Annotated in this window: 7 protein-coding genes and 1 pseudogene; all 8 read left to right on the forward strand. The window is 61.8% G+C overall.

The window, feature by feature from the left end:
• Positions 1–1,584 carry a chromosomal replication initiator protein DnaA gene (gene dnaA / locus PQB87_RS00005; RefSeq protein WP_059688923.1) on the forward strand — a complete coding sequence of 528 codons (1,584 nt, stop codon included), beginning with the start codon at positions 1–3 and terminating at the stop codon, positions 1,582–1,584.
• 168 nt (positions 1,585–1,752) lie between these two features.
• Entirely contained in the window at positions 1,753–2,859 is a 1,107-nt protein-coding gene (gene dnaN, locus PQB87_RS00010) for a DNA polymerase III subunit beta (protein WP_006756934.1), read from the forward strand.
• A 192-nt stretch (positions 2,860–3,051) separates the two neighbouring features.
• Positions 3,052–5,526: a DNA topoisomerase (ATP-hydrolyzing) subunit B gene (gene gyrB / locus PQB87_RS00015; protein ID WP_021163999.1), complete on the forward strand. Its 2,475-nt coding sequence runs from the start codon at positions 3,052–3,054 to the stop codon at positions 5,524–5,526.
• Positions 5,527–5,810: 284 nt separating this feature from the next.
• Positions 5,811–6,188 (forward strand): annotated as a pseudogene (locus PQB87_RS00020) (transposase); the annotation flags it as partial.
• A gap of 122 nt (positions 6,189–6,310) precedes the next feature.
• Positions 6,311–9,001 carry a hypothetical protein gene (locus PQB87_RS00025; protein WP_124486746.1) on the forward strand — a complete coding sequence of 897 codons (2,691 nt, stop codon included), beginning with the start codon at positions 6,311–6,313 and terminating at the stop codon, positions 8,999–9,001.
• 22 nt (positions 9,002–9,023) lie between these two features.
• Positions 9,024–11,108: a hypothetical protein gene (locus tag PQB87_RS00030; RefSeq protein WP_124486747.1), complete on the forward strand. Its 2,085-nt coding sequence runs from the start codon at positions 9,024–9,026 to the stop codon at positions 11,106–11,108.
• Between the two features lie 25 nt (positions 11,109–11,133).
• Positions 11,134–16,980, forward strand: coding sequence for a DEAD/DEAH box helicase (locus PQB87_RS00035; RefSeq protein ID WP_489242429.1), 5,847 nt, complete (start codon positions 11,134–11,136; stop codon positions 16,978–16,980).
• Between the two features lie 298 nt (positions 16,981–17,278).
• Complete coding sequence (locus tag PQB87_RS00040; RefSeq protein WP_489242430.1) at positions 17,279–18,451, forward strand: DNA cytosine methyltransferase; 1,173 nt, start codon at positions 17,279–17,281, stop codon at positions 18,449–18,451.
• Positions 18,452–18,480: the final 29 nt, after the last annotated feature.

Raw genomic sequence — 18,480 nt, forward strand, 5'->3', positions numbered from 1 at the left:
ATGAACGATTTCTGGCAACACTGTTCCGCACTGCTGGAGCGCGAGCTGACGCCCCAGCAGTACGTGACGTGGATCAAACCCTTGGCCCCGGTGGCCTTCGATGCGTCGGCGAACACGCTGTCCATCGCCGCGCCGAACCGCTTCAAGCTGGACTGGGTCAAGAGCCAGTTTTCGGGACGGATCTCCGATCTGGCCCGCGAATTCTGGAACACGCCGATCGAAGTCCAGTTCGTCCTCGATCCCAAGGCAGGCATGCGCAGTGCCGCGGCCGGCGCCGCGTCGGGCGCAGCCGCCCCGCGCGCGTCGCTCGCACCAAGCGGCCCGGCCGCCACGGTGGCCGCGATCGCCGCCAACCTGGCCGCGAACGCCGGCGCTGCGCCCGCCGCGCCGGCCGACGTGCCGATGACGCCGTCGGCAGCCGCCGCGCACCACCTGAACGCCGACGACGCCGACATCGACCTGCCGAGCCTGCCCGCGCACGAAGCCGCAGCCGGCCGCCGCACGTGGCGCCCGGGCCCGGGTGCCGCACCCGCGAACGGCGGCGAAGCCGATTCGATGTACGAGCGCTCGAAGCTGAACCCCGTGCTCACGTTCGACAACTTCGTGACCGGTAAGGCGAACCAGCTCGCGCGCGCCGCCGCGATCCAGGTCGCGGACAACCCGGGCATCTCGTACAACCCGCTGTTCCTGTACGGCGGCGTCGGCCTCGGCAAGACCCACCTGATCCACGCGATCGGCAACCAGCTGCTGCTCGACAAGGCCGGCGCGCGGATCCGCTACATCCATGCGGAACAGTACGTGTCCGACGTGGTGAAGGCGTACCAGCGCAAGGCGTTCGACGACTTCAAGCGCTACTACCATTCGCTCGACCTGCTGCTGATCGACGATATTCAATTCTTCTCCGGCAAGTCGCGCACGCAAGAGGAATTCTTCTACGCGTTCGAGGCGCTGGTCGCGAACAAGGCGCAGGTGATCATCACCAGCGACACGTATCCGAAGGAGATCTCGGGCATCGACGATCGCCTGATCTCGCGCTTCGACTCCGGCCTCACCGTCGCGATCGAGCCGCCCGAGCTGGAAATGCGCGTCGCGATCCTGATGCGCAAGGCGCAGTCCGAAGGCGTGAATCTCTCGGAAGACGTCGCGTTCTTCGTCGCGAAGCACCTGCGCTCGAACGTGCGCGAACTCGAAGGCGCGCTGCGCAAGATCCTCGCGTATTCGAAGTTCCACGGCCGCGAGATCTCGATCGAGCTGACCAAGGAAGCGCTGAAGGACCTGCTGACCGTGCAGAACCGGCAGATTTCGGTCGAGAACATCCAGAAGACCGTCGCCGACTTCTACAACATCAAGGTCGCCGACATGTATTCGAAGAAGCGCCCCGCGAACATCGCGCGGCCGCGACAGATTGCGATGTATCTCGCGAAGGAACTCACGCAGAAGAGCCTGCCGGAAATCGGCGAGCTGTTCGGCGGGCGCGATCACACCACCGTGCTGCACGCGGTGCGCAAGATCGCCGACGAGCGCAGCAAGGACGCGCAGCTCAACCACGAGCTGCACGTGCTGGAACAAACGCTGAAGGGCTGAGCGCGCGGCGCGCTTGATAATTCGGCCTCCGCCCCAATTTAAGGGGGGCGGTTCGGTTTTGAGGCACAATACTGGTTTGACCGCCCCGGTGGTGGCGGGCCAAGAGCCCGGCCGGCGGGGCGCTGCGAGGCTGCTGCGCTGCAGGCCGTTACTCAACGAAGGAACTCTATGCAACTGGTCAAGACCGAACGAGACACCCTCCTCAGGCCGCTGCAAACGGTCAGCGGCATCGTCGAACGCCGCCATACGTTGCCGATCCTCGCCAACCTGCTGATCACCAAGAACGGCCCGGACGTTTCATTCCTGTCGACCGACCTGGAGCTGCAGATCACCACGCGCGCCGATTTCGGCGTCGGCGGCGACCAGGTCGCGACCACCGTCGCCGCCCGCAAGCTGCTCGACATCCTGCGCGCGATGCCTGACGGCCAGGTCACGCTGTCGCTCGCCGACAAGCGCCTCACCGTTCAATCCGGCAAGAGCCGTTTCGCACTGCAGACGCTGGCGGCCGACGAGTTCCCGACCGTCGCGCAGGCGAAGGATTTCGGCGCCACGCTCACCGTCCCGCAGAAGTCGTTCCGCCAGCTGCTCGGCATGGTGCACTTCGCGATGGCGCAGCAGGACATCCGCTACTACCTGAACGGCATGCTGCTCGTCGTCGACGGCGACCAGCTGATGGCCGTGGCCACCGACGGCCACCGCCTCGCGTTCTCGTCGATGAAGCTCGAAGGCGGCACGTTCGGCCGCCAGGAAGTCATCGTGCCGCGCAAGACGATTCTCGAGCTGCAGCGCCTGCTCGAAGACATCGACGACACCGTCACCATCGACATCGCGCAAACCCAGGCCAAGTTCACGTTCGGCCAGGTCGAGCTCGTGTCGAAACTCGTCGAGGGCAAGTTCCCCGACTTCCAGCGCGTGATCCCGAAGGCGCACAAGAACACGTTCGAGATCGGCCGTGAAGAACTGCAGCGCTCGCTGCAGCGCGCGGCGATCCTGACCTCGGACAAGTTCAAGGGCGTGCGCTGCATCATCGCGCCGGGCCAGCTGAAGATCATGTCGACCAACGCCGATCAGGAAGAGGCGCAGGAAGAACTCGAAATCGCCTACCAGGGCGATACCGTCGACATCGGCTTCAACGTCACGTATCTGCTCGACGTGCTCGCGAACCTGAAGGTCGACACCGTGCAGGTGAGCCTCGGCGACGCCAGCTCGAGCGCGCTGATTACCGTGCCCGAGAACGACGAGTTCAAGTATGTCGTGATGCCGATGCGCATCTGACGCGCACGACATCAAGACACACACCAGGGGGCGGCAAGCCCCTTTGGCGTTTTTATGGCGAACCGACAACCCGCCCTTTTAGTGCCTTTTCGGCACTTGGGCGGGCCAGGAAACTGGAGCGGCCCGGCGATTTCCTTCGCTGAAACGCACCGCGCCGCCACTAGAGTGGCCTCGCAGAACCGGAAGATATCCATGAGTGAACAGCACAATTCGCAACCCGATAACAGCAGCTACGGCGCCTCGTCGATCCAGATCCTCGAAGGTCTGGAAGCGGTGCGCAAGCGCCCCGGGATGTACATCGGCGACACGTCTGACGGCACCGGTCTGCACCACCTCGTGTTCGAGGTGCTCGACAACTCGATCGACGAAGCGTTGGCCGGGTATTGCAACGACATCCACGTGACGATTCACGCCGACAACTCGATTTCCGTGACCGACAACGGCCGCGGGATTCCGACCGACGTGAAGATGAACGACAAGCACGAGCCGAAGCGCAGTGCGGCGGAAATCGTGATGACCGAGCTGCATGCCGGCGGCAAGTTCGACCAGAACAGCTACAAGGTGTCCGGTGGCCTGCACGGCGTGGGCGTGTCGTGCGTGAACGCGCTGTCGAGCTGGCTGCGCCTCACCGTGCGCCGCGACGGCAAGAAGCGGTTCATGGAGTTCCACCGCGGCGTCGCGCAGGATCGCGTGCTCGAGGTGGTGGACGGCGTGGAAGTGTCGCCGATGCTCGTGACCGGTGACACCGAGAACCGCGGCACCGAAGTGCACTTCATGGCCGATCCGACCATTTTCGGCACGGTCGAGTATCACTACGACATCCTCGCGAAGCGGATGCGTGAACTCTCGTTCCTGAACAACGGCGTGCGGATTCGTTTGACCGACCTGCGTTCGGGCAAGGAAGACGATTTCGCGTTCGCCGGCGGTGTGAAGGGCTTCGTCGAGTACATCAACAAGACGAAGACCAACCTGCACCCGACGGTGTTCTTCGCCAACGGCGAGAAGGATGGCGTGGGCGTGGAAGTCGCGATGCAGTGGAACGACAGCTACAACGAAAACGTGCTGTGCTTCACGAACAACATTCCGCAGCGCGACGGCGGCACGCACCTGACCGGCCTGCGGGCCGCGATGACACGCGTCATCAACAAGTACATCACCGACAACGAAATCGCGAAGAAGGCGAAGGTCGAGACGACCGGCGACGACATGCGCGAAGGGCTGTCGTGCGTGCTGTCCGTGAAGGTGCCGGAGCCGAAGTTCAGCTCGCAGACGAAGGACAAGCTGGTTTCTTCCGAGGTTCGTGCGCCGGTTGAGGAAGTTGTGGCGAAGGCGCTGGAAGAGTTCCTGCTGGAAACGCCGATCGACGCGAAGATCATTTGCGGGAAGATTGTTGAAGCTGCTCGGGCGCGAGATGCTGCTCGGAAGGCGCGTGAGATGACGCGCCGCAAGGGCGTGCTCGACGGCGTCGGCCTGCCGGGCAAGCTCGCGGACTGCCAGGAGAAAGACCCGGCTAAGTGCGAAATCTACATCGTCGAGGGTGACTCGGCAGGTGGCTCGGCCAAGCAAGGGCGTGACCGGAAGTTCCAGGCCATCCTGCCGCTGCGCGGCAAGGTGCTGAACGTCGAGAAGGCACGCTACGACAAGCTGCTGTCGTCGGAACAGATCGTCACGCTCGTGACCGCGCTTGGGTGCGGGATCGGCAAGGAAGACTACAACCTCGACAAGCTGCGCTATCACCGCATCATCATCATGACCGACGCGGACGTCGACGGTGCGCACATCCGGACGCTGCTGCTCACGTTCCTGTATCGCCAGATGCCGGACATGATCGAGCGCGGGTATGTGTATATCGCGCAGCCGCCGCTTTACAAGATCAAGGCGGGCAAGGACGAGCGGTATCTGAAGGACGACGTGGAGCTGAACGCGCACATGCTGCGGTTGGCGCTGCAAGGGTCGGAGCTGGTGCCGGGTGAGAATGCGGCGGCGATTTCTGGGGATGCGCTTGGGGAGTTGGCGCGGTCGTATCTGCTGTCGCAGAGCGTGATCGAGCGGTTGAGCCGGTTGTATGACCCGGCCGCGCTGGAAGCCGTCATGGATGGGGTGGTGATCGATCTTTCCAACGAGGCTTCGACCGAGGCTTCGGCTAAGGCGCTGCACGCTGCGTTGCATGATGAAGCGCTGAAGAACGAAGTGCGGGTTGTGCCTTCGTATGACGCGGTTCGCGAACAGCGGGCGCTGCATGTCGAGCGCACGCATCACGGCAACGTGCGCGTTTCGGTCATCGACCAGGAATTCCAGCACACCGCAGATTATCAGCAGCTCGTGACCACCGCGAATACGTTCAAGGGGCTCATCGGGGAAGGTGCGGTCATCAAGCGCGGTGAGCGCAGCATGGCCGTGGCGGACTTCAAGAGCGCGATGAAGTGGCTGCTGGCGGATGCCGAGCGGAACGTCTCCAAACAACGCTATAAGGGGCTCGGCGAGATGAACCCCGAGCAGCTGTGGGAAACGACGATGGATCCGGCGGTGCGGCGTCTGCTGCGTGTGCAGATCGAAGACGCGATCGCTGCGGATGGGATCTTTACTACCCTCATGGGGGATGATGTGGAGCCGCGGCGAGCGTTTATTGAGTCGAATGCGTTGCGGGCGGGGAATATTGACGTTTAAAACCCTAAACATTAGCGTAGGGCGCCAGAGTAAGTGCGACTGGCGCCACAGTTTTGCGACTGGGCGACTAAGTTGCTGCGACTAGCCTACCTGTCGGGCGCCATGTCTGATCGGCCGCGGAATCATAATCCGCAGGTTCGGGGTTCGAATCCCTGATTCGCCACCAGTTGTAAGAAAAAGCCGCTGCTTCTCACGAAGCAGCGGCTTTTTTGTTCTGGAACGCCGGGAATGGGGCCTGTCAGTAATTTCGTGTTCAAGGCATATGATGCTCCGAAGGAGACTATATGCCTCGCAAACCGAAAGCCAAACCGGTAGACCTGCCGGCGATTCCCGCCGAGTTGCTTGAACAATTCGGCAGCGGTCCGATGACGGCTGACGCGATCAATGCCGCGACGCTGGCCCTTAAGAAGGCGCTGATCGAGCGGGCGCTGGGCGGCGAGATGAGCCACCATCTCGGCTACCCGCCTGGCGCTGCCAAGCCAAGCACCGTAAGCAACCAGCGCAATGGCACGGGCGCCAAGACAGTCCTGACCGAGGACGGCCCGATCCGTATCGAGGTGCCGCGCGATCGTGACGGCAGCTTCGAACCGTTGCTGATTCCCAAGCATGAACGACGCTTCGCTGACACGCGCGAGTCAATCAAGGGACTCGTCATTCTTGGATGCGCGTTTGAGGTAACATCCTGTTACATTCATATAGTCAAAAGAAGGCGCTTTCGGTTCCGACAAGCGGAAAGCTGCACTGAAAACGAGCGCAAAGAAATTCCTGGAAAGAGGGCCATTCGGTGTTAACTCCAGTGGCAGACCGGTGTTCGGCGGCGGACCAGCTGCGCGTCGAAGCCGCGCTCACGGCTTACTATCTGCATTCCGACGGGGCGTTTGGTGCAGGCCCGCTGCGCTACATCGACGCGTCCGAACCGCAACTGCGCGTGGCTTTGAAAATCGCGCATGACGCAGACCCGCTGCGATTGCTGGCCGCAGCCTGCGGGGGTCCGGCCGCGATGACCGACGCGCTGGCCAACGGTGTCGTGCCATTCAAGCCCAGGCCGGGACTGCCGGGCTTCTTCCGGTTCCTCGTGATGACATGTGCGATTGTCGCGACGGCCGACAACAACGACTCCACGCAGGAGTTCGGCGAAAACCTCGCCCGAGCCTTCGGAACCCAGAGTCCATTCAACAACCGGTCGTCGTTGCCTGACCTGTGGCTCCGGTTGCAAGACTGGTGCGACGAGGCGCACGCCGCCGGGGAAGCCGTCCGACAGGTCATGCTTCCGCCGCCGGGCACGGGCAAGCACCTGGGCCTCACCAACGCGATAACGTTCCCGAGTTGGCGTGACGTCAGGCGACTGCGTCAACTTCTGGACCGACGGACGGAATACCGCTCAATCGTTGACCCAGTAGGGGCTGCAATTCAGCTGGCCCCCCTGGTCGAAAACGACGCCAGCTTTTCGTTGGCAATGCGTCAGGCGAGCGCGGAATACCGGCAGCTGTATCTGAGAAAAGCCTCGTTGCTCAGCCTGCATCGCTTCTGGGTAGCCTTGGCCGGTCTCCTGACGGAACGGCATTCACCGACAGTCGAGCGATTCTTTGTACCGCGCCTCGAGCTCAGATTCGGCGCAACGCTCGACGACGTGGAACTGCGCGTCGTCCTGGCTGACATGAAAGGGAACGTCGACCCGCTCCAGGTTCTGGAGGATTTCCCGGACCTTGTCCTAGCGCAAACGGCATCTTGGGCTAGCCAGCGAGTCGGGAAAAGCGCAAGCGAAGCGCTTGTTTCGGCCATCAGCCGCGGCGGCGTCCCGTTCGTCGAGTCCCGCTTCGGCGTATGGCATTCAACTCTGCTCCAGCCATCCGTGCCCACCCGCTGCCTTCTCCTGCTGTCAAAGAAAAACCGTGACGTCGCCCTTAAATGGGGCGTCAGTACCGAGCCGATTGGAGTCGAGTGGAGACTGGCGGGCCCAATTCCGGCCCGCGACTGCCGCTCCGTGTATCAATACTTGGGAGGGAGCATCGAACCAGCCGGTCCGCCTTCCCAGGCCATGATGCTCGTCGGCGGACACAGGACCGGCTCAGGACTTCTCGGCCGGGACGCACTTCTCCCGCAAATCAGGATTGCAGGTCCCGGCACCGTGACGCTACGTCCAGTGCAGGAAAACGGTGTGAAGTGTCAGCTCCGTCGCGATTCCGACGACCTCTATTCAATCATCGCGTGCGCACCTCTTGAGGGAACGTACAAGCTTCGTCTGGACGAGAACATGATTCCGTCGGCGGAGCCTCTCGCCATCGAAACGTCGGTTGTCTTTTTCCCCGACGCCCTTGAACACGCCGAACTCGGGGATACCGAGGGGGCGACGTGGCGGCGGCGGGAGGAAGCGCGTGTTCGTTCGACATGCGGGCCGATTGTCCTGACAGACACCACCGATGACCACCCGCCCGTCAACAACGAGCGCTCAGCACGGTTCCAGGACTGTCTGGAAGCGGTGTACGCAGGGGGCCGCGCCGGCTGGTCGGAACAGGAGCTTGTGTCGACCATGCGCGCCGTCCTCGGAGACAACGCTCCCCCGGTCTGGGACATACTGCGCGGATTGATGGAGTGCGGCTGGCTAAGGCCCACCTCCAACCTGAGATGGCGAGCGCGCCGATGGTGGCTGACTCCGCCCTCTCTTATCAGAGTTAGGAATAGAGAAGGCATAGAAGGATTGCTGCTCGTTGGAAGTGCACCCGCGAATATCCGGCGCCGCTTCCAGCAAACCGCTCAGGCCGCCGGCTGTACGGTGATGGAACGACCCGGAGCAAGTGAGTACACGGCATGTATGCAACTCGCGCGGGGACCCGCCCTGGGCGAGGTCGCGGAAGAACTCGCATGGGCGGTCGCCGAACGGCCGATATGCACACCCATGGCTGCGCCGGACTGCTGGCCACCCGAGAACGTCGACGAGTCCCGACATCGGCGCGTGGGGAGATGGAACTGGGCCAAGGGCGGTTTTCGAAGCCCTGATACCACGAATCCCGGGACGGTAAACCTTGAACGTTTCCGGCGAGAACGAGGCGACCGGGATGACATCTTCGTTGTTACCGGCCCCGGTCCCGCGCGGTACGTGACCACTTCCCGGACATCAGCAATCGTCGAGGCGTACCGACGCGCGCGAATCGCGATGTTCAGATGGGACGGTGCCCACCTCGTACGAAACAGCGAGGACGGTCACCTCGTCGAGCCACTTGCGAATCTCGCCATGCTTTCGTCCTGTCGAAGTCCCGGTCCGGCATTGGTGGACGGGCGCTGGACGTATGTCTACGACATGACTGCAGACTGCGTTGGCTGGATACGCTCCATGTTTGGCCAAGCCTTTGTCGACGACAGGTCGGCGCTTGACGCAAAGTTGAGTAGCCTGTCGGCGGAAGCACTCGGATGGTCCCGAAACAGGAACGTGTTTCGGGTTCAGGAATTGATGCCGCCCCCTGTCGGGCGCCAGTGAAAATGAGGGCTATGGGGTTGTGATGGACGACGAGCTGTTTTTGGGAAAAGTCTTCAGAAGCGAAGCGAACTGGGCACGGATAGAGCCCCTCGCAGTGCGAGTCGCAGGCCAATGGAAACGAATCGATAACACTGTAGAAATGTTTCCCAAGGAAGGGAAAATATTCTCGAGGCGCGGCCTGCTTAACGCCCCAACTGACAGCCTGTGGACATTCACGCGGCGTCCGAGCGAGCAACGTGACCTACATGGTCCCGACCTCCTGCTCGCCGAGGACATCGTGCGGGCGACGCCAATTGTCGACCTGTCGTCGATTTCACTGGAGATGGCACGACGAAGGCTCTTCAATGAGGGCGTCCACCTCCCGCTTGAATTCAGCTCGGTGACCGTGGTCGCCCTGCTGTCCGATGACCTCTTCTGTGATGTCGCGCTCACGCGCTCGGCCGATGGCCTCTGGCGCAGCAACAGTCTCTCCCGACCCGTGCAACTGAAGGAAATGCCCAACGGCTGGAAATCGTCGCTGGACTTCAACGGATTGCGAGTCATTCCAGCTCAAACCATACCGCATGCGACCGTCATCAGGACGGCCAACTGGTGTAGTGACCAGGACTTTATCGAGCGCGTTATCGACCGCTTCCGCAAGTTCATGCTGGGTGTTGGAGATACCCCTTACGCGCGACCGTCACGGGATGCCGTCAAGTACATTTCTCGCGCGCTCCGGCAGGCGGACCTCATGCCGGGAGAGGACAACGGCATCGTGCTTGACATGGAACGGCTGCAGACAGACTGGCCGATACTCGAAGCACGACTGGAGGCATCCGAAGAACTCGCTTCGTTGATACTCGACCTCGAGAGTACCAAGGAGAAAGTGGCGGCCGCGACGGAACTGGCGACCCACCATGCTCTCGCAGAGGCACGGCCCAGCCTTGAACGTCAGGTGAGAGAGGAAACCGAGGCATCCCTTACCGAAGCACGACGTCAGCGCGACGAACTCTCGGAAGAAGTCCTGAATCTGGAGCAGCGTCGCGCCCGAACTTCGAGCGACCTCGCGGAACTGGAACAACTGTGCCTCAAGAGCCGTGAGCAGCAGAAGGCGATTTCGGATGGCTTGTCGGCGGTTGCCTCAGAACTGCGCACCCGCCTCGCCCAAAGCCCCGTTCAAGGCCATCCCGCGCTGTCGTTCATTGCCGAACGACTCGAGGACATGCTGACTCAGCACGGTTACCACGGGCCGTCGCTCGTTCCACCGGTCATGCCGCCCTGGGGAACCGGAATGCCGAGTGGCGCCTGCAACGAAATTGGATATGGTTCCTTGACCGCCGTTATCAGCGAGGAAGCGAAGCGCCATGGAGTCGACGAAAGCGCGCTACGACTGGCTGACATTTTTGCGCGCGCCGGCGAGCTGGTCCTGCTATGCGGCCCGCAGTCCGAGCTCACCCTCCGGGCGTATGCGCGTTGCATCTCCGCCGGTGTTTATCGAACGATGGCTCTGGACCCCAGCATCATCGGTCTTGACGACCTCTGGCGGGCACCCGGGACGCAAACACCGACCGCGTTCGCACATGCCTGGCAGGCAGCCTTGGGCGCTCCCGATTGCTTTCATATTCTCTGCATACGCGACATTGATGCCGCGCCCTACCGGCTATGGCTCGCGTCGTTTCAAACCGTCCTCCAGAGCGCGTCCCGTCCTACAAACCTCCTGGTATTCGCGACGTCCACGGGGCGAAGTGACGCGCCGTCTGGCGCGGCGTCACTCGACGATAATCGGTCCGGATACCTGGTTCCAGTTTTCCCCGGCGTGCATGCGGCTGGCGCCGTCGCGGCGCTGGCGAGCGCCGTTGCTACATTGCCGCCGCCAAGCCGCTTGACGTTTGCCCCGGATACCGTCCCGGCCGGTTCCGTCGCTGACGACTGGCTGACACGCGTCGTCACATTTGATTTGCCTCCGGGCGTGCTCGCCCGCCTCGCAAGATTCAGAAATCAGTTCATCGGCGACGACGCCGAGCACCTGATGACAGCCGTTCAAGGATGGGGGCAGTTTCTCGGCTCCAGGGATGCAACAAGCCTCCCGCCGACACTGAGAGACGGTTATACGTCGATGACGAATTGAAAACACAACAATCACGGTAAACGACATGCTCGACCCGATAGGCGCTACCCATAGAATCCGGGAATTCTTTCTGTCGTATCTGGAAACCGCTTTCCGGATTCGCGACCAGTCCGTCTCGGCAGCACGGCGAGACCTGCTAACTCGACACGGCACTTTGACGACGGAGCCCTTTCTCGAGCCGGTGCCACGCTATGAGCAGGTGGCGCATTTCCTCCAGGACCTCGTCCTGCTCGACTCGGGGAATCCGCTGCGCTCCTTTTCGAGTGCGGCCCGGCGCGCCTTTGTCGAACTGGCACTGTCCGGACTGTTTCCCGGCGAAGCGTCCGGCAGGGACGACGTGCGGCGAACCAGCAATGTGCGCCCCTATCTGCATCAATGGCAGATGCTCGAACGCGGCGTGGGTCGCGGCATGCCTGGAATCGTGACGTCCGGAACCGGCTCGGGAAAGACCGAATCGTTCATGCTGCCCATCTTCGCGACCATCGCGCAGGAGGCCGTGCGGTGGCCTGCGCCACATGGCGAAAAGCTCTCGAACGAATGGTACAAGGAAGCGGGACAGGAATTCGTCGCACAACGCTCCAAGGAAAGTCCCGGCCGCCCCAAAGCGGTTCGCGCGTTGCTCATCTATCCGATGAACGCGCTCGTCGAAGACCAGATGACGAGGCTACGCCGTGCGCTCGATTCCGACGAAGCCACATCCGTGATGGATGAACGATTCAGCGGAAATCGCATTTTCTTTGGCCGCTACACCGGCGCCGCACCGGTCACCGGCCACCTCAATCATCCTAGAAGGGCTAACACTGCGCAGGAAAAGCGCAAGCGGGCGCGACGCATGGAGACGATGCGCAGCCGGATGAGCGACCTGGCAGCCACGCAGACACTTGCGCGCGAACATGATGCGCGCGAACTTGCCGATGCACACGCGGCTGGTCGAGAAGCCCCCGAACCCACAAGGTTTTTGTTTCCCTCGCTCGATGGCGCGGAAATGGTCACCCGCTGGGACATGCAGGCAACCCCGCCGGATATCCTGATTACCAATACATCGATGCTCGCGACGATGCTCGTGCGCGAGGTCGACGAGCCAATCTTCACATCGACTCGCAAATGGCTCGAAGAAAACGACGATGCCTATTTCTTTCTGGTCATGGACGAGCTTCACCTGGTTCGCGGCTCGGCCGGAATGGAAGTCGTCGGCCTCCTGAGAAGCCTTTTCGCCAAGCTGGGTCTCGACAGACAGGAGCATCGGCACAAGCTCAGGATTCTCGCCTCGAGCGCTTCATTGCCCGATGAGGGTCCTGACTCGGAGGTCAGTCTCCAATATCTGTTTGATTTTTTCGGCAGCTTTGGCTCAGCGCGGGAACCCGGCGACTCCAGTTTCGGCGGCCCCGCAGATTGGCGCAATGCAATCGTGCGTGGACGGCAACTGACACAGCGGTTCGACGGCGCACTGCCTCTCGCTACCGAGCCGTTCGTGGAGCTCGCCGCTGTCCTGGACGTCAACGGGTCTGATTTCGCTCCTCGAGTAACCGCGCGCACTTCCGCGCTCGACGTCGCCATCGCGCGTGTCGCAAGGTCGTTGGGAATAGACGTGATCCCGACGGATGTCGTTGCGGCTCTGCCTAAAGTGATTGCCGCCGCATCATCCGCAATTGTTCATGCCTGCACGACCGGCGATGGAGCATCCGCTGCGCTGCGTGCCACCGCGGTCAGTGAAATTGCCAGGCGACTTTTCGGAAGCGATGGCGTCGACGCCGAGAAGGCCGTTCGAGGGTTATGCATCCTGCGCGGGCTTGCCGACACGGTATCAACGCCCGAACTCTACGGCGTTACGGTTCCAGACGGACTTCCAAGTGTCCGCCTTCACTCCTTCTTCCGGAGTATCGAGGGCATGTTCGCCGCACCCTATCGGGACAGCGGCGGAAAGCTGCACTTCGACGGGCTCTCGGTTGAGCGCGGTCACACGCACGCTCTGTGCGATGACGGTTTGACCAGGCGACTGTTCGAGCTCGTGTACTGCGAAGCATGCGGCGAACTGTTTGTCGGCGGACGTCGAAACGCCGACGACAACCTGGGGGCGACCGAACTGCTGACGACGGCGCCGAACCTGGAACAGCTACCCGAAGCCGCCGCGATTACCAATTACGAAAATCTCAGCTACAACGAATACGCCATTTTCTGGCCGCGACGCGACGAACCGAAGGACGGTGAAACCAGCCACGAACAGTGGCCCGATGCGTCTCTTGATGCGCGCAACGCGATGGTGACGCCTGCAGGCTCTTCCGACAACTCGCGTCTCGCGGGACGGCTCTTCCACATGAACCAAGCAGACGACCTGGCCAAGAAGCCCGGGTCGGCCTCACCACGCTGCTGTCCCGCTTGCGGAACCGACTACAGCAGGCGCCGGCCGGGGATGGGGGCCATGTCGCCTTTGCGAAGTTTTCGTACCGGTTTCGCGAAAACGTCGCAGTTGCTCGCGACCGAGCTGTTTTCGGCCTTGAGGGTGAGCGGCCGCACACCCAAGTCCGTGGTCTTTTCCGACAGCCGGCAGGATGCGGCCCGTGCCGCACTGGACATCGAGCGCCGGCACCATCAGGACACCCGCAGGCAGATGCTCATCGAAGCGCTGAAGTCGGTAGTCGCCGAGCGGCCGAATGGCGAAGCACGCGAGGAGATGAAGAAACAGGCCGACGAGGCACTCAAACGGGGCGACTTCCTGGAGCTGAAGCGGCTCTCCGATGAGCTGGCAAAGGTGCAGCTTGCGACGGACCCGTCACGGGTTGCACTTGCCGAAGTAATAGAGCCGGTACTGCTGACTTCGAACGAACTGCGCTCCTACCTGCGGCGACACGTCGAGCTTGGCATTCATCCGACGGACGCCGCAGGTATCGGATACATCCGCAATGAGCCGTGGAATCACTGGGTCGTTCCTGCTGGAGCAAGCGGAAAGCCGGAATGGCCCGCACACAGCGACAGCGGAGAGGCCGGGGAGGCTCGTGCCGAGATTCGTGAGGACCAGCGCCCACTGACCTACGAAGTGCTGTTCGCCAAGACCTACTTCGCGCTTGAAGAGACGGGTATTGGCTATCCGTCGATGACCGCCAGCCAGACCACTGATTCGAACCGGCTCGATGCCTATCTGCGGGTATTCGCAGATGCGTACCGAGTAGCAGGAAACCGTTGGTCCGACGATGCGGCCCACTTCGACAATGCGCAGGAATTTGGCCCAAGGCACCGGATTTTCAAGTTCGCACGCGCCACGGTGCCCGCGGCGCCCGTCGCTGAACTGGACGACGTGCTGGAGAAGTTCAGAGCCCTCGAACATGCACACGGTATCGTGGAGCTCAGCAAACTCCACGTCAGGCTGAGCCAACGAGGAGACCCCTACTATCGTTGCAGGAACTGTGGCCGCGTTCACCTTCACCGGGGAACTGGCATATGCACGCGCTGCCTTGACCCATTGCCCACAGAGCGGGAAGGCAATGTCGAGCAGCTGTGGGATTCGAACTTCCTGGCACGACGCACAATGCGTTCCGAATCGGGCAACGAATCGGCGTTCCGGCTGCATTGCGAGGAGCTAACGGGACAAACTGGCTCGCCGGCCTCCCGACTCAGGGCCTTCAAGGGAATTTTCGTCGGAGAAAAGCAGTCGCCTGAATTTGAGCTCTTCAAGCACATCAATGAAATCGACCTGCTGTCGGTCACGACGACGATGGAGGTCGGGATTGATATTGGTGCGTTGCAGGCGGTGTATCAGGCGAACATGCCGCCACAGCGATTCAACTATCAACAGCGCGTCGGTCGCGCGGGTCGGCGTGGTCAGGCATTTTCTATGGTGGTCACCTTATGCCGGAGCCGCAGTCACGACCTCCACTATTTCCGCAATCCAAAGCGAATAACCGGTGACGTGCCGCCTCCGCCGTTCCTTACCACCGGACATGTCGTGATTGTTGAACGGATTGTGCGGAAGGCCTGGCTGGCTGTCGCGTTTGCACGCCTGCGGGATGAAGACGGCCCCACTTATCCAGGAGATGACCTGACGGATACGCATGGTGAGTTTCCGCCCGCGTCCAGCTTCTATGCCGCAACGGGTAACTGGCGTAGCCGGCTTGAGGGAGCGCTGGCCGCCACACTCGCAACGCGGGACCGGGTCATCGATGCACTGTCCGACCACGACACGGCCCAAGCCGGGATCATGAAAGATGCAATGACGCCGCAACAACTGGCGCACCACGTCTGGTCCCTTGCTGGGGAAGGGGCGGGCAGTCCACTGCCATTGGCACAGTTTCTCGCCGAACAGGGTTTGCTGCCCATGTACGGCATGCCGACAAGGGTACGCGACCTGTACGTCGGTATCGAGAACAACGAGGAAAAGACGCCTGAATTCGCAACTGTTGACCGAGACCTTGACATCGCGGTCTATGAGTTTGCACCGGGTCGTTCGCTGGTGCGCGACAAAAGGAGGCACGAATCAATCGGCTTCTCGCCGGCACTACGCGAACCCGACGTGCGGCCAAATCGGGCGACGTCATTCGGATCATGGAAAGCGGAAATCCGCTACATCGCGTTTTGCGAGTCTTGCGGTGCCGTGTCGAGTCTGGCCGACCTTCCGGTGGAACAGGTCCGATGCGTGGACTGCGAAGGTGACATTCCCAGCGAAAGATTCGCGAGATACACCAGTCCGGTTGCCTTCACCACTGATTTCCGGCCCAAGTCTGTCGAGGAAGGAGAATTGGCGCCCGTGTTCCGGCGCGTGACGACAACTGAGGCATCAAATGTATCTCTCGACAGCGTGCCCGGTTCGAACATGTCGGTTGGCACGACAGCGAATGCACGCGTTCTCCGGCTCAACGAAGGTAAGCTCGATGATTCCGGTACGGCCCAGCCATTCGCCATGGTTCCGACCAAGGACCACCGGGTGCCGGCACCGGGAAATCGGAAATGGTCGTTGGACGGTCAGCTGGTTACCGAAGAAAAATTCGCCGAACTGGATATGCGTGGCGCTGCGCGACGCGACACAGACTTGACCGACGAAGCGGTCCGGCTGATGGCACGCAAGAAGACGGACGCCGTGTATCTCACCCCCGTCCGGGTTCCGGAAGAGCTGGATATCGGCCGGGTCGGTCGCGACTTTGGGGACACCTCGGTCCGCGCGGCACTGATTAGCGCGACTCATCTGTTGATGCAGCGGGCCTCCCTCGAACTGGATATCGCACCCGACGAGTTCGAGGCTCTGGAGCCGCGCCTGCGCAACGGCAGACCGTTGCTGCAGATTGCAGACTTCCTCGTGAACGGCGCCGGATTTTCAAATCGCCTGGCCAAAGGGAATCCCCCGCTCGTCGTCAGGCTCGCGAAGTCCATGGTCGATGCCCCACTATCGGACAACCTCGTTGCACCGTATTTTCACGAAACGCATCGCGGTACCTGCTCGCAGGCTTGCTACGAGTGTATGCAGCGGTATGGCAACCGGGCCTATCACGGTTTGCTGGACTGGCGACTCGGACTGTCGATGCTACGGGTATTTCTCGACGCGTCGTCGATGACGGGCCTGGACGGCAATTGGGCCGCCTCCCCCGAGCTTGCAGACTGGCCGGACTTGGCCTGGCGCTCGGCGGAAGAGATTGCCGCACTCAGCCCTGACCTGTACGACCTGAAGCGGGTTGGCCCCCTGCGGCTGCCGTCGATACAGGAGCGCAATACTGCGCGTCGATACGTAGTCGTTCATCCGTTCTGGTCGAGAAAGGCTGTGCTGGAAAAATGCGCAGACGGGTTTTCCGGGACGACGTTGCTGATTGACACGTTCCAGGCGGCAAGGCGCCCGCAACGCGTCCTGTTCGCCGCACGGGAGCATGCGCAGAAGCATGGACTCATGTAAACCACCCCGCGAGCACCCAGGCGCTCCTGCGTTAGGGCCTACCGAGCGGGAGCGCGTCCTGTGCCGGGCGTCCTCCCCTCGCCTGCCCCCACCGTTGGCGCGCCGGAGTCACGGCGTGCCGACCGTCTGCACTTGAAGCCCGCAATACCTGCCAAAAGTCCTCGAGGCCATTGGCAAACTCGAGTATCCTTCCGGGTGGCGCCCGGTAACCCGGTTCCTGAATGGACGCGCCAGAAACGTACGACTCGGTCTTGATGTGAGGCTTCCCACGTGACCAGAAATAGCGACAGATGAAAAAATGAGATTTGCGGGACTCTTTGCCGGAATCGGCGGATTCGAGCTTGGCCTGGCGAGGGCCGGTCATACTACCGAACTGCTCTGTGATGTCAATGTCGCAGCCGAAGCAGTGCTGAAACGCCACTTCGCCGACGTGCCTTACCATGCCGATATAACGACGCTGCGGTCCCTTCCGTCGGACATTGACGCAATCTGCGCTGGCTTTCCATGCCAGGACTTGAGCCAAGCGGGCCGCGGTGCAGGGCTTGACGGCCAGAAGTCCGGGCTCATTGCGGAAGTATTCCGTCTGCTATCGCGACGGCGTATCCCCACTGTCGTTATTGAAAACGTACCGTTCATGCTGCAGCTGAGCGGAGGCGCGGCCATGAGGGCCATCACCGACGAGTTCGAACGCCGCGGTTATCGCTGGGCATATCGTGTCGTAGATACCTTTGCGTTCGGCCTGCCGCAGCGGCGCGAGCGAGTCTTTATGGTGGCTTCGCGGGAAATCGACCCCGCAGAGGTCGTTCTCGCCGACGAGAATGTACTGCCCCGTCCGACGACCGACGTGGGTCGCATTGCGCATGGCTTTTACTGGACCGAGGGACTAACGGGTCTCGGATGGGCGGTCGACAGCGTCCCGACTCTCAAGAATGGCTCGACGATTGGCATTCCGTCGCCACCGGCGGTGTTGCTGCCAGATGGACAAATCGTCAAGCCGAGTATCCGCGACGCGGAAAGACTGCAGGGATTTGCACCGGGGTGGACGGAACCCGCCGAGAAAGTCGTGCGACAGTCGTTTCGCTGGAGCCTAGTTGGTAGTGCAGTTAGCGTCCCGGTCGCCCAATGGCTGGGGCAACGGCTCGCCAATCCCGGGGCCTACGAGAAGCAATTGGACCGTGAGTTTCCGACGGCCGGCCGGATACCTCGGGCCGCGCGCTTTGACGGGAGACATAGATACCAGGTAGAAATCGGCGTCGACCCGTTGGGGCATCGGCCGCCGTCGCTGTCGGATTTTTTGCAGGATGAGGGTGACCCGCTTTCCCTCAAAGCAGCACTCGGCTTCCTGACCCGAACCCGCCGCGCCAAGCTCAAGTTTGACGATGCCTTCATAGCTGCCGTGGAACGTCACGTCGAGCTTCTGGGTGGTGAGATTCCACCTCGGTTAGGGCAACTGGAGCTACTGCCGGCCTGACATTGATGTTGAGAGCCCCAGTACGAGAT

This window comes from Burkholderia sp. KL41 (genome assembly GCF_057005415.2).